Raw genomic sequence first — 13,194 nt, forward strand, 5'->3', positions numbered from 1 at the left:
AATTGCGCCGCTTAGTCGGCGCTCGGCGGAAGAGCGAGGGGAGCTTCTGCAGCCGGAAGAGCGGCTGCCTTAAGCGCTTTCTTCTCTGTGGCAATTGCAGCAATGGCAGCAAGCCTCTGCTTTCGCTGGTCGCGCGCAACATACCATTCTTCAAATAACATCTCGACCAGAGCGATGAGCGCCATTGCCTCCCCCGGATCTACCGGGATTATTAGGTCGATGTCTTTCTCCATATGCGCGCCGATATTGCCGACTTGACGTACGTGGTCGATTCCATCGACCGCTTCGAGCGTAACGCCCGACGCCACCTTCCCTTCGTCGACTGCGGTTCGGAGAGCCTTAATCTCTTGATCCAGCGTCGCCCGTTGAATGCCGCAGAAATCTCGAATCATGCCTTGCAAGCAGCGACGGGAAAGCGTCGCTGAAGCCTTCGGACTTAGGTCAGCTACCAGGCATGCCTCACGGTAGTCTTCTACCAAGGCCGCTGGTACACATGAAGGTTGAGGCTTCGCTTTTCCTTCCGGCAACAGACGACGCGCTTCTAAGAGTTTCACCCCTTCCGGCCGCATTCTATAGCCGTATTGCCAATCTTGACACTGTCCGACCGTCACGCTCAGCGTTAGCTGCCGACACTCAGCGTTCGAACAGACGATCGCAAACGTGTAGATTCCCAGTTCGCCAGCTGGATGGCCAGAGACGCCCAACTTATGGGTGGTGGCCTCAAATTGCCCACTACCCACCGTCTGAGCATGGCCACAATGCGGGCACTTCCAGTTGAATGACATCTCGTCCCCTGCCTCTGCTGGCACAGTCTGTAGCTAACGAGACGCTTGTCAAAGGATTGCCCTCGCAATCGAAGGCTTGAAACGTTAAACGCCTCACGCCTCCGTGCTGCACGCGCACATCAGTTCGTTCTGTTGGCTTGCTTTAGCGAGCCCCGCAGGAACCCGCATGACCATCGCAGACTTCCCCGTCACCATCTTCCACAATCCCAAGTGCGGCACCTCGCGCAATGTCGTGGCCATGGTCGAGGCCGCCGGCTACGCGCCGACCGTCGTCGAATATCTGAAGGCCGGCTGGACCCGCGAGCAGTTGCTGGATCTGTCAGCCCGCTCGGGCCTGTCGGTGCGCGAGCTGATGCGCGAGAAGGGCACGCCCGCCGAAGAGCTGGGCCTGCTGGCCGATGGCGTTGCGGACGAGACGATCCTGGCGGCGATGGTCGAGCATCCGATCCTGGTCAATCGCCCGATCGTCGTGACCCCCAAGGGCGCGGCCTTGGCCCGCCCCTCGGAGAAGGTCTACGCCCTGCTGGAGACCGCGCCGGAGACCTTCACCAAGGAAGACGGCGAGGTCGTGCGAGGCTGACTTTCGTCCGCATACGGACGCCGTCGTAAAACTGTCGTCGAACTGTGACAAAAGCCCCTGCATTGCTCCGGCACGGTCCTCCCACGTCCCCGGACCACACAGGATTTGACGACATGAACAAGCTCCTTGGCGCGGTCGCCACGCTCGCCCTGCTCGCCGTCGCCGACCAAGCCCATGCGGCTCGCGACTACGTGTGGGCCGCCGGCTCCTCGACCGTGTTCCCGTTCTCCACCCGCGTCGCCGAAAACTTCTCGAAGAAGACCGGCAAGAAGTCGCCCAAGGTCGAGAGCCTGGGCACCGGCGGCGGCATCAAGATGTTCTGCGGCGGCGCCGGCGAGAAGTTCCCCGACATCGCCAACGCCTCGCGCCCGATGAAGAAGTCCGAGTTCCAGGCCTGCCAGAAGGCCGGCGTGAAGGACATCGTCGAGATCAAGATCGGCTTCGACGGCATCGTCGTCGCGGTCGACAAGAAGGGCCCGGACTTCAACTTCAAGCTCGAGCAGCTGTACCTGGGCCTGGCCGACCAGACCCTGCGCGGCGGCCAGCTGGTGAAGCAGCCCTACAAGAACTGGAACGAGGTCGGCCCCGGCCTGCCCAAGGCCCGCATCCTGGCCTACGGCCCGCCGCCCACCTCGGGCACCCGTGACGCCTTCGTCGAACTGGCCATGGAAGGCGGCGCCGCCAAGCTGCCGACGCTGGCCAAGATGAAGACCGCCGACGAGAAGAAGTTCAAGGCCACCGTCTCGCCGATGCGCACCGACGGCGGCTGGGTCGACGCCGGCGAGAACGACAACGCCATCGTCGGCACCATCGAGAAGACCCCGAACGCCCTGGGCGTGTTCGGCTTCTCGTTCCTGGAAGAGAACGCCTCGCGCATCAAGGGCGCGGCGGTCAACGGCGTGAAGCCGACCCCGGCGGCCATCGCCAGCGGCCAGTACCCGCTGTCGCGCTCGCTGTACGTCTATGTGAAGAAGTCGCAGGTCGGCGTGACGCCGGGCCTGAAGGAGTTCGTCACCGAGTTCGTGTCGGACTCGGCCACCGGTCGTGGCGGCTACCTGCAAGGCCGTGGCCTGATCCCGCTGCCGCCCGCGCAGCACCAGGCCATGAAGGGCAAGGCGACCGCCCTGCCGGCCATGCCGATGCCGAAGGAATAAGCTCCTTACGAGCTTGAGCTTAGGAAAGGCGGTTGCTGATGCGGCCGCCTTTTCTATGCCGGCTTCTCCCACGGCGGGGCGTCGGGCGTGTACTCGTCGAAGTCCAGCCGCACGCCGGGATCATCGTCCAGGCAGTTGGCGGCGATGGCCAGGATGCGGCCGCTGTCGGGATCGCCCAGCGACGTGCCGCAGCGCTTGCAGAAGGCGCGGTTGAACTTCATCGGCGGCTTGGGCTGGTACCGGACGACCAGGTCCCTGCCCGCCAGCCAGTGGAAGGCCTCGGCCCGCACATAGACATAGGTGCTGGACCCGGCCTTGCGGCAACGCGAGCAGTGGCAGGTCCCCATCAGGGCCGGCGGCTCGAACAGCTCGAAGCGCACCCCGCCGCAGCAGCAACTTCCCTTGATCGTCAAACGCGCATCTCCTTGGACACTCAATGCCTTGAGTGTTTTGGGGAAAATGCACCTCCCCTGCCGCCAGCTTGGTGGCAGCAGGCTGTGGATAAGACTGAGGCGGGTTGTCGCGCCTTAGCGCGTGCGCGAGGTCATGCCGGCGGCTGCGGCGTCGTCGGCCACCTGCGGATCCAGGTCCTGCGGCGCGGCCTGGCGCTCGGCGCGCGGGGCGGCGGCGGTGGGGTCGGTCGCGGCGGGGGCCGAGGTTTCCATCTTGTGGGGGGCCGGTTGCGCGCCGCTGTTCGAGGCGTTCATCGCCGCGGTGGCGGCGTCGTCGGCGGCGGTGCGCGTTTCGGAGGGGCCGTCTTCATAGCCGCCGCCGCTGGAGGTCAGGAACAGGATCGTGCCGAACGTCACCAGGACGCCGACGATGAAACCCAGAATGATCCAGCCGAACGGATTACCGCGACGCTCGCTCATCTGGCCTGCTTCCCCTTGCAACGCTACCGACCTCAGCCGGCTACCATGCTCTAAACGTCCGAACTAGAGCTTGGTTACCCGTTTCGCCAAGAGGCTCGCCTGGCAGGCGAATAGCGCAACCTTAGGTGCCCGACCACTTGCGCACGGGGCCGACGTCGACATGCACGAACTTGCTCTTGGGATAGTAGCCGACGCCGCCCAGCTGCAGGCCCAGGGCCTCGGCGCGGATATCTTCGAGGGCGATATCCTCGAGATAGATGTCCATCGCCTTGCCGTCCATGTGCAGGCTGCGCTTGGCGACTTCGCCGCTGCGCTCGGCCAGCAGGCGGTTGGTCGCCGGCGAGCGATAGCCGGAGATCACCTGGAAGTGGGCCTTGGTCTGGGTCTTTTCGGCGATCTTGCCCAGGATGTCGTAGAGGCCCGGGTCGATCGGGTGGGTCTCGTCGTTGCGATAGTCGCGCAGGACGTGGTTCAGGGCCTTTACCGCGTCGGGAACGTACTCGCCGTTTTCCCAGTAGACGGCTTCCAGCTTCTCGTCGGTGTGGATGTTGCGCAGCTTCACCCAGCGCGGCTCGATGATGGCGCCGCCAATAGGACTTGCCGGGTTTACAATTGGCGTCTCGACCGGGGTCGGACGTAGCCCAACCGGCGCCGTGGGAACCGCCGGCACGCCGACTTGTTTCCCTTCCAGGATCGCGCCGATGATGTCGTCATCAGCCCGTGCGGCCAGGGGCAAAAGCCCCGTTGCGACAGCGCCCAGCCCCCACTGGAGCAGCTTACGTCGATGCATGCGTACGCCCTATCCCGACACTAAGAGCCGGGAGGACACCGCAAGAATGTTAAGAAAGCAAGCTGAGCCGGATCACAGTGCGGCGATCCGCTGCACCAGCTCGCGATCCCAGCCATACGGGTCCTGGCGGAAATTGACCTGCCCGTCGGGGGTCACATAGGCCGTCCAGTACAGCAGGAAGACCGCGATCTGTTGCGGCAACTTGGCCCGCACGGTGTCGCCCGAGGCCAGGGTCGCGTCGATCTTCTCGGGCGTCCAGGTCGCGTCGTTCTCCAGCAGGGCCTTGGCCAGCTCGGTCGGCTTCTGCAGGCGCACGCAGCCGTGGCTGGCCAGGCGGCTGAAGCTGTCGAAGCGGGCGCGGCTGGGGGTGTCGTGCAGATAGACGCCGTACGGGTTGGCGAAGTCGAACTTCAGCTTGCCCAGCGCCGCCAGCGGGCCGGCCTTCTGCTGCAGACGCGAGCCGCCGTCGCCAGTCGGGATCACGATGAAGTCATTGCGGCGCAGATAGCCCGGGCTCTTGCGCTCCTTGGGCCACAGCTCCTTGGTCGCGATTGACGACGGCACGTTCCACGGCGGGTTCAGGACGATCGAGTGGATCATCGACGACAGCATGGGAGTCTCGTCGCCGGGGCGGCCGGTGACCGCGCGCATGGTCAGGGTCGGGGTGTCATGGCTGAACACCGACAGGATGGCGGCGGCGACGTTCACCTGGATGCGCTCGGCCGGCAGGGTCTGGGGCAGCCAGCGCCAGCGCTCCATGTTGGCGACGATCTGGTCGATGCGCTGCTCGACCGGCGTGTTCAGGGCGTCCAGCGTCGCCTTGTTGACGATGCCGTTAGGATTGAGGCCGAAGCGCTTCTGCGCGCGCTGCACCGCTTGGGTCAGGGCGGCGTCGAACACCGGGGCGGCATCGACGGCGATGGTCGGGTCCTCGGCGGCCAGGCGCGCTTCCAGGGCCACGACGCGGGCGCCGGTCGCGCCTTCCTTCAGCTCCGGGCCAGCGACCAAGGGCAGCCAGCCACCCTTGGCGGCGATGTCTCGATAGGTCGCCAGGCCCCCGCGCAGGGTCTGGTAGCCGGTATAGGGCGGCGGCAGGGTGTCCAGCCACGGGCCCAAGCGGTCCTGCTGGACGGCGTTGTAGAACTCGACCGTCGGATCGTAGGGGACCGGCTTCAGTCCCCACTCGTTCATGAACTTGTCGACCGGCAGGCGACCGCTGCGCACGGCCTTGGCGTAGGCCAGGGTCAGGTTGATCAGCTGGCCTTGGGTGACCGCCTGCTCAGGCGCGAAGATCCGGGCGTCGAAGCCGTGGGTGTAGGCGTCACCCAGCACGCGGCGCAGCAGCTCGACCTGGTCGGCGCGCAGCTGCAGGGCGGAGAAGTCGGGCGCCATCGTCATCGGACGCGGCTGGACCAGCGGCACGGCCTGTTGCGGCGCCGCTTGCGGAGGACGGCCGCCGGCCAGGGCGGGACGCTGCGACTGGGCCTGTGCGGTCTCCAGGGAAAGCAGGCTCACCGCCGCCGCCAGGACGCCGCAGGTTCTCGTAAATCGCATCACTGTCGAACAGCCCGCCGCACTCGCGCGGCCTAGCCGCGTTAAGGAAACCAGATGGCCGGTACCGGCCTGTCGCGTCAACGCGAGTAGCGTGAAAGGCGAACCCTCCCCGTCCCTCGCGAAGACGTTTTTCAAGAACAGGAACCCGCAAGCCACACCGTCGGTTTCACCCGAAATGGGGAAAGCCCAACCGCACGCATCGGGGACCACTTGGACAAGAGCAAACAGAAGACCCTGGACCTGTTCCCGATCGGCAACTGCGCCGTCAGCGCGCTGATCGACAGCTGCGGCCGGTTCGTGTGGGCGTGCGCGCCGCGCGTCGACTCCGATCCGGTGTTCAGCGCCTTGCTGGACGACGCCGACGCCGACGGCCCGGACGCCAAGGGCCTGTGGGATATCCAGGTCGACCGCCGGGCCGAGGTCCGCCAGGGCTATATCCGCAACACGCCGATCCTGCGCACCGAGATCGCCGACGAGGACGGGGCGCGCATCGAGATCCTGGACTTCGCCCCGCGCTACCTGCAGTTCGGTCGCACCTTCCGCCCAACCGCCTTCATCCGCCTTATCCGGCCGATCGTGGGCGTGGCCCGCGTCACCCTGCGCGTGCGGCCCACCGCCGGCTGGGGCGGCAAGATCGCCGAGCACACGCGGGGCTCGCACCACATCCGCTATCTGTGCGCCGACATGACGATGCGCCTGACCACCGACGCGCCGATCTCGCACATCCTGGAGGAGCGCACGTTCCGCCTGGAGCAGCCGATCGCCATGTTCCTGGGCGCGGACGAGGGCTTCGACGCCCCCGTCGGCGCGACCTGCGAACGCATGCTGCGCGAAACGGAAGCCTACTGGAAGCACTGGGTGCGCGGCCTGGCCATCCCGCTGGACTGGCAGACGGCGGTGATCCGCGCGGCCATCACACTCAAACTCTGCATGCATGAGGAGACCGGCGCGATCGTCGCGGCCCTGACCACCTCGATCCCCGAGCACGCCGACAGCGGCCGCAACTGGGATTACCGCTACTGCTGGCTGCGCGACGCCTATTACGTGGTCCAGGCCCTCAACCGGCTGGGCGCGGTCGATATCCTGGAGAACTATCTCGGCTATCTGCGCAACATCGTCGACCGGGCGGCCGGCGGCCATATCCAGCCGCTGTTCGGGGTGGGATTCGAGGAGCTGCTGACCGAGCGCTTCGCCCCGGACCTGGCCGGCTATCGCGGCATGGGGCCGGTGCGGGTGGGCAACCAAGCCTTCGAGCACATCCAGAACGACGTCTACGGCCAGATCATCCTGTCGACAGTGCAGGCCTTCTTCGATGAGCGCCTGCTACGCCCGGCCACGGTCGAGGACTTCGAGGCCCTGGAGCCGGTGGGCGAGCAGGCCTTCAAGCTGCACGACCAGCCCGACGCCAGCCTGTGGGAATTCCGGGGCCGGGCCAATGTCCACACCTATTCCTCGGCCATGTGCTGGGCCGCGTGCGACCGCCTGGGTAACGCCGCCGAGAAGCTGGGGCTGACCGAGAAGGCCGCCTTCTGGAACGGCCGCGCCGCCCAGGTCCGCAAGACCATCGAGGAGCGCGCCTGGAACGAGGAGCTGGGCCGCTTCTCGGCCACCTTCGAGGGCGACACGCTGGACGCTTCCCTTCTGCAGCTGGTGGACCTGCGGTTCCACGCCGCCGACGACCCGCGCAACGTCGCCACCCTGGCGGCGATCGAGGATGGTCTGCGCCGCGGGGCCTACCTGCTGCGCTACGCCATTCCCGACGACTTCGGCTCACCGCAGACGGCGTTCAACATCTGCACCTTCTGGCTGATCGAGGCCCTGCATCTGTCAGGTCGCACCGACGAGGCCCGCGAACTGTTCGAGGACATGCTGTCGCGCCGCACGGGCGCGGGCCTGCTCTCGGAAGACATCGGCTTCGCGGATGGCGAACTGTGGGGCAATTATCCGCAGACCTATTCGCTGGTCGGCCTGATCAACTGCGCGGTGCTGCTGAGCCGGCCCTGGACATCTGTTCGCTAGACCTGGACTAAGGCTGGATGTTGCGGTTTCGGCAAACACTGAAATCTGTTCGTCACATCGGACAGGCAACCGCAATCGTGGGACGTAGAGAATTCGGAGAAGCTCCTTGGTGAGCCGCAAACTGGCCCTGGTCGGGTTCCTGGGGTGTGTCGCGACGAGCGCCGCCCACGCACAGGAGGCCGCCCCGCCCGTCCCCACGTCCCAAGCGCCGGTTACCAAACCAGCGGCGAAGCCCGCCGCCGCGCCTCCGGCCGCTCAGAAACCCGTCACGCCGGAAGACCTCGACACCGAGGTCGAGGCCGTCACCATCACCGCCAGCGGCAAGCCGTATGGCGCGGTGCTAGGCGACATTCCGCCGGAAGAGACCTTCAGCGCCGCCGACGTGCGCTCGTTCGGCGTCTCGTCGATGGAGGATCTGCTCACCGAGCTGGCCCCGCAGACCACCAGCGGCCTGGGCGGCGATCCCGTGACGCTGCTGAACGGTCGCCGCATCTCCGGCCAGGGCGAGATCCGCGACATCCCGACGGAAGCCATCCAGCGCGTCGAGATCCTGCCCGAGGAAGTGGCCCTAAAATACGGCTACTCGGCCGACCAGAAGGTCGTGAACATCGTCCTGCGACAGCGCTTTCGCGCCTCGACCGTGGACGCCACCGTCGGCGGATCGGCCAAGGGCGGCCAGCTGACCGAGCAGGCGAACTGGAGCCAGCTGCGCCTGAACCGCCAGGGCCGCACCAACCTGTCGATCAAGGTCCAGAACGCCGACCAGCTTCTGGAAAGCGACCGCGACCTGGTCAGCCGCACCAACAGCGGCCTCTACGACTATGTCGGCAATATCGGTCCGGCGTCGGGCGCCAACCTGAACGCCCTGAGCACCCTGGCCGGAACCCCGGTGACCGTGGCGGGCGTCCCGACCGCGGCCGGTTCGGGTGCACCGACCCTGGCGAGCTTCCTGCCGACGGCCAACCGGGCCAACAGCAGCGACATCACCGGCGACCGCACCCTGCTGCCGCGCAACACCCAGGTGTCGATCAACAGCGTCACCAACCGCTACATCCTCGACAATGTCTCGGCGACCCTGAACCTGGGCGCGACGGCGACGCAGAGCGACTCGCTGCTGGGCCCGGCGCGCGCGCGGCTGCTGATCCCGGGCGCCAGCCCCTATTCGCCGTTCGGCCAGGACGTGGCCCTCTATCGCTATCTGGGCGACCAGTCGGCGTTGGGCCAGACCTCGAAGAACCTGTCGGGCCATGCCGGCTTCACCCTGAACCGCGACACCGAGACGCTGCGCCTGTCCCTGACCGGCAACTACGATCACGCGGTCAGCAAGACGCAGACCGACCGCAGCGTCGACCTGACCAACACCCAGGCCCGCTTGACCGCGCTCGACCCGACCTTCAACCCGTTCGGACCTCTGGAAGGCCAGCGGGTCAACAGCGACCGCGCCAAGTCGACCACCGACAGCGCCGACCTGCAGTTCGTCGCCAACCGCGCCCTGGCCAAGCTGCGGGCCGGCGACCTGTCCTCGACCCTGAAGCTGGGCGTCAGCGGCTCGCGGCTGGAGGCGACCTCGATCCGTTCGGGCGTCGAGAGCAACAGCACCCAGACGCGCGGCGACGCCAGCGCCCAGGTCAGCTTCGACCTGCCCCTGGCCAGCCGTCGCAAGGGCGTGCTGGCGCAGATCGGCGACCTGTCGACCAACCTGAACCTGGCCGTGCGCCAAGTGGCCGACTACGGCAGCCTGATCACGATCGGCGGCGGCGTGAACTGGTCGCCGATCAAGCCGGTCAGCTTCATCGTCTCGGTGAACCGCCAGGAGAACGCCCCCAGCATCAGCCAGCTGGGCAATCCGCTGATCACTACGCCCAACGCCCAGGTCTTCGACTATGTGCGCGGGACCAGCGTCGACGTCACCCGCATCAGCGGCGGCAATCCCGACCTGAAGGGCGAGACCCGCAACGTCCTGCGCTTCGGCACGACCTACAAGCCCGAGAAGATCCAGGGCCTGTCCCTGACCGCCAACTACACCCGCTCGCGGATCGACAATCCGGTGGCCGGCTTCCCGGCCGCCACGGCGGCGGTCGAGGCCGCCTTCCCCGACCGCTTCACCCGCGACGCGGACGGCGTGCTGACCCGCATCGACACCCGGCCGGTTAACTTCCAGAAGCGCGAGAGCGAGCAGATCCGCTGGGGCTTCAACTTCTCGCGCCAGATCGGCAAGGCTCCGCCGCCGCCTCCCGGTGGCTGGCGCGGTCGCCAAGGCGGCGGCACGGGCGCGCAACCGCCCGGCGCCGAGCTGCTGCAGCGTTCACCGCGCACCGGCGGCGACAGCAATGACGCCCCGCGCGCGCCTCAGCCCGAGACGCCCAGCGATCCTAACACCCAGCAACAGCAGGCCGGCCAGACTCAGCCGACCGGCGAAGAGCCTCCGCGCCAGACCTTCGGCGACGGCGGCGGCCAGGGCGGCGGTCAACGCTTCGGCGGCGGCGGTGGTGGTGGCGGCGGACGCGGCTTTGGCGGCGGCGGTCGAGGCGGTGGTGGTGGCGGCAATCCGCGCGCCACGCGCCTGCAACTGGCCCTGTTCCACACCGTCCACCTGAAGGAGACGGTGACCATCGCCAGCGGCGTTCCGGTGCTGGACCTGCTGAACGGCGACGTCATCGGCTCGGGCGGCGGCCAGGCCCGCAACGAGGTCGAGGCCCAGGCGGGCATCACACGCTATGGCCTGGGCGCGCGGATGACCGCCAACTGGAAGAGCGGCACCCACGTGGCGGCCGGCGCCGGCGGCGCGAGCACCGACCTGGACTTCTCCAGCCTGGCCACCGTGAACCTCCGCCTGTTCGCCGACCTGGGCGTGCGACGAGAGCTGGTCCAGAAGCATCCGCTGCTGCGCGGCACGCGCCTGACGTTCGCGGTCAACAACCTGTTCGACCAGCAGCAGACGGTCCGCGACGCCACCGGCGTCATCCCCGTGACCTATCAGCCGGACTACCTTGACCCACGTGGCCGTGTGATCCAGTTCAGCGTCAGGAAGTTGCTTTTCTAGGAGCGCCCATCCCTTAGGCACATGCGCAAAAACCCGTGAGCTTCAGTTTATCGCGGGATCGAACCGGGCTGTCCGACGTTCTTGGCGCATGTTGCTTATTGATGAGGGGGTTCTCGCCATGACCGCGGCTCAAACGGTCTCGCGCCTGGAATCTGTCGATCTCCCGCCCCCGCCTGTCGATTTGCCGCGCCGCTGCGCGCTGTTTCTCGACCTCGACGGCACGCTCGCGCCGATCATGCCCCGCCCCGACGATGTGGGTCCCGACGCCCGCCGCGCGCGGGTGCTGGCGCGCCTGCGTCAGACGTTCGAGGACCGCGTCGCCGTGGTCAGCGGCCGCGACCTGCCGAACCTGGACTACATCCTCGGCGGTGAGATGAAGGCGATCGGCGCCGTCCACGGCCTGGTGCGCCGCACCGCCGACGGCGCGGTCATCGCGCGCGAGCCCCACCCCGGCCTGGCCGACGCCCGCCGCATCCTGGTCGAGCTGGCCCACTGCGAACGCGGCCTGCTGTTCGAGGACAAGGGCCTTAGCGTCGCCCTGCACTATCGCAACGCCCCGGCCTGCGCCGAAGCGGTGATCGAGGCCGCCGAGCGCCTGTCGCAGGCCACGGGCCTCGTTTTGCAGCTCGGCGACATGGTCGCCGAGCTACGCACGCCCGGCGCCGACAAAGGCGCGGCCGTGACCGCCTTCCTGCGCGAGGCCCCGTTCCTGGGCGCCATGCCGGTGTTCATCGGCGATGACCTGACCGACGAGGACGGCTTCGCGGCCGTCAATCGCCTGGGCGGCTTCGGCATCCTGGTCGGCCATCGCCGTCCGACCGAGGCGCGCTACTGCCTCGAAGACACCGACGCCGTCTTCCAATGGCTGGAGGGCCTCTCGGCCCCCCAAGTTGCTTTCGGGGTGCACGCATGAGCCGGCTGATCGTCGTCTCGAACCGCGTCAATCCGCCGAACCCGGCGGCAGACGGCGAAGGTTCGGTGGGCGGGCTGGCCATGGCCCTGGCCGCGGCCCTGCGGGAGTATTCCGGCATCTGGTTCGGCTGGAGCGGCAAGACCATCCCGGAATTCACCGGCCAGCTGAACATGCAGCGGATCGAGGGCGTTACGGTCGCCACCGTCGACCTCGAGGAAACCGACTACCAAGAGTACTACAACGGCTACGCCAACAAGACGCTGTGGCCGCTGTTCCACTATCGCGTCGACCTGACGGCCTATGACCGCTCGTTCGGCGAGGGCTATGACCGGGTCAACAAGCGCTTCGCCGAGACCCTGCTGCCGCTGATCGAGCCGGACGACGTGGTCTGGATCCACGACTACCACCTGATCCCGCTGGCGCGGGAACTGCGGCGGATGGGCGTGACCAATCGGATCGGCTTCTTCCTGCACATCCCCTGGCCGGCCCACCAGCTGGTCACCACCCTGCCCCGCCACCGTCAGCTGGTGGAGGCCCTGTTCGACTACGACCTGATCGGCTTCCAGACCGAGGAGTCGCTGCACGCCTTCGAGGGCTACGTGTTCTCGGAAGTGCACGGCAGCAAGAACGAGCGCGGCGAGCTGCAGGCCTTCGGGCGCAAGCTGCACGCCTCGGCCTTCCCGATCGGCGTCGACGCCCAGGATTTCGCCCAGCTGGTCAAGGGCGAGACGGCCCGCAAGACCTACGACCGGATGATGGCCCACAGCGTCTTCCGCAAGATGATCGTCGGCGTTGACCGCCTGGACTATTCCAAGGGCCTGGAAGAGCGGCTGATCGGCTTCGAGCGGTTCCTGCACGACCATCCCGACCTGGTGCGCGAGACCATGCTGCTGCAGATCGCCCCGATCTCACGCGACGAGGTCGAGGCCTATCAGGACCTGCGCGCGCGGCTGGACGGCCTGATCGGCCGGATCAACGGCGCCTATGCCGAGATGGACTCCACCCCCATCCGCTACGTGAACCGCTCCTACCGACGCGACGAGCTGGCCGGTATTTATCGCGCCGCCAAGGCCGCCCTGGTCACGCCGCTGCGCGACGGCATGAACCTGGTGGCCAAGGAGTATGTCGCGGCCCAGGACCCGGAAGATCCCGGCGTGCTGATCCTGTCGCGCTTCGCCGGCGCCGCGCGGCAGATGAAGGACGCCCTGATCGTCAATCCCAACAGCCCGGAGGAGATCTCCGACGCGCTGGAGCGGGCCCTGTCCATGGGCCTGGACGAGCGCAAACGCCGCTGGGAAGCCCTGTTCGAGAACGTCACCCGCGAGGACGTCACCGCCTGGCGCGACAACTTCGTCACGGCGCTGAGGTCGCGTCCGGGTCCGGACAATGACGACCGCGAGGAACCTGCGGCGGTTCAGAGCCTTGACGTGACGGCCAAGAAGCTTCGGGCGCAGCAGGCTGAAGCGAAGGCGATGCGGGCTTAG

At 67.2% G+C, this 13,194-nt stretch carries 11 protein-coding genes; 6 read left to right on the forward strand and 5 right to left on the reverse strand.

Annotated elements, in window-relative coordinates:
• Positions 1 to 11 precede the first annotated feature (11 nt).
• Complete coding sequence (locus AC1RR5_RS17015) at positions 12 to 785, reverse strand: DUF4145 domain-containing protein (protein WP_492923204.1); 774 nt, start codon at positions 783 to 785, stop codon at positions 12 to 14.
• Positions 786 to 951: 166 nt separating this feature from the next.
• On the opposite strand from AC1RR5_RS17015, the gene arsC reads away from it, so the two are divergent.
• Together arsC and AC1RR5_RS17025 are read left to right on the forward strand one after the other, a co-directional pair.
• Positions 952 to 1,365, forward strand: a complete 414-nt coding sequence (arsC, locus tag AC1RR5_RS17020) for an arsenate reductase (glutaredoxin) (RefSeq protein ID WP_492923206.1) — start codon at positions 952 to 954, stop codon at positions 1,363 to 1,365.
• Positions 1,366 to 1,478: 113 nt separating this feature from the next.
• Positions 1,479 to 2,519 carry a substrate-binding domain-containing protein gene (locus tag AC1RR5_RS17025; RefSeq protein ID WP_492923208.1) on the forward strand — a complete coding sequence of 347 codons (1,041 nt, stop codon included), beginning with the start codon at positions 1,479 to 1,481 and terminating at the stop codon, positions 2,517 to 2,519.
• A 53-nt stretch (positions 2,520 to 2,572) separates the two neighbouring features.
• Here the strand turns inward: AC1RR5_RS17025 and AC1RR5_RS17030 are convergent, their stop codons facing one another.
• The 4 genes from AC1RR5_RS17030 to AC1RR5_RS17045 all read right to left on the reverse strand — a co-directional run bounded on the left by AC1RR5_RS17030 (position 2,573) and on the right by AC1RR5_RS17045 (position 5,735).
• Positions 2,573 to 2,932 carry a GFA family protein gene (locus AC1RR5_RS17030; RefSeq protein WP_492923210.1) on the reverse strand — a complete coding sequence of 120 codons (360 nt, stop codon included), beginning with the start codon at positions 2,930 to 2,932 and terminating at the stop codon, positions 2,573 to 2,575.
• Between the two features lie 114 nt (positions 2,933 to 3,046).
• Positions 3,047 to 3,391: a hypothetical protein gene (locus tag AC1RR5_RS17035; RefSeq protein WP_492923212.1), complete on the reverse strand. Its 345-nt coding sequence runs from the start codon at positions 3,389 to 3,391 to the stop codon at positions 3,047 to 3,049.
• 121 nt (positions 3,392 to 3,512) lie between these two features.
• Positions 3,513 to 4,181, reverse strand: coding sequence for a peptidoglycan L,D-endopeptidase MepK (gene mepK, locus AC1RR5_RS17040; protein ID WP_492923214.1), 669 nt, complete (start codon positions 4,179 to 4,181; stop codon positions 3,513 to 3,515).
• Between the two features lie 72 nt (positions 4,182 to 4,253).
• Positions 4,254 to 5,735, reverse strand: a complete 1,482-nt coding sequence (locus AC1RR5_RS17045) for a L,D-transpeptidase family protein (RefSeq protein WP_492923216.1) — start codon at positions 5,733 to 5,735, stop codon at positions 4,254 to 4,256.
• A gap of 210 nt (positions 5,736 to 5,945) precedes the next feature.
• Between AC1RR5_RS17045 and AC1RR5_RS17050 the strand changes: the two genes are divergently transcribed.
• The 4 genes from AC1RR5_RS17050 (at position 5,946) to otsA (ending at position 13,194) form a co-directional block, all read left to right on the forward strand.
• A complete protein-coding gene (locus tag AC1RR5_RS17050) occupies positions 5,946 to 7,754 on the forward strand; it encodes a glycoside hydrolase family 15 protein (RefSeq protein WP_492923218.1) in 1,809 nt (602 codons plus the stop codon).
• A gap of 109 nt (positions 7,755 to 7,863) precedes the next feature.
• On the forward strand, positions 7,864 to 10,797 hold the full coding sequence (locus tag AC1RR5_RS17055; protein ID WP_492923220.1) for a TonB-dependent receptor: 2,934 nt from the start codon (positions 7,864 to 7,866) through the stop codon (positions 10,795 to 10,797).
• 118 nt (positions 10,798 to 10,915) lie between these two features.
• A complete protein-coding gene (otsB, locus tag AC1RR5_RS17060) occupies positions 10,916 to 11,710 on the forward strand; it encodes a trehalose-phosphatase (RefSeq protein WP_492923222.1) in 795 nt (264 codons plus the stop codon).
• On the forward strand, positions 11,707 to 13,194 hold the full coding sequence (otsA, locus tag AC1RR5_RS17065; protein ID WP_492923224.1) for an alpha,alpha-trehalose-phosphate synthase (UDP-forming): 1,488 nt from the start codon (positions 11,707 to 11,709) through the stop codon (positions 13,192 to 13,194). The genes otsB and otsA overlap by 4 nt, the downstream gene beginning before the upstream one ends.

This window comes from Caulobacter sp. GW821-FHT11E11 (genome assembly GCF_058808315.1).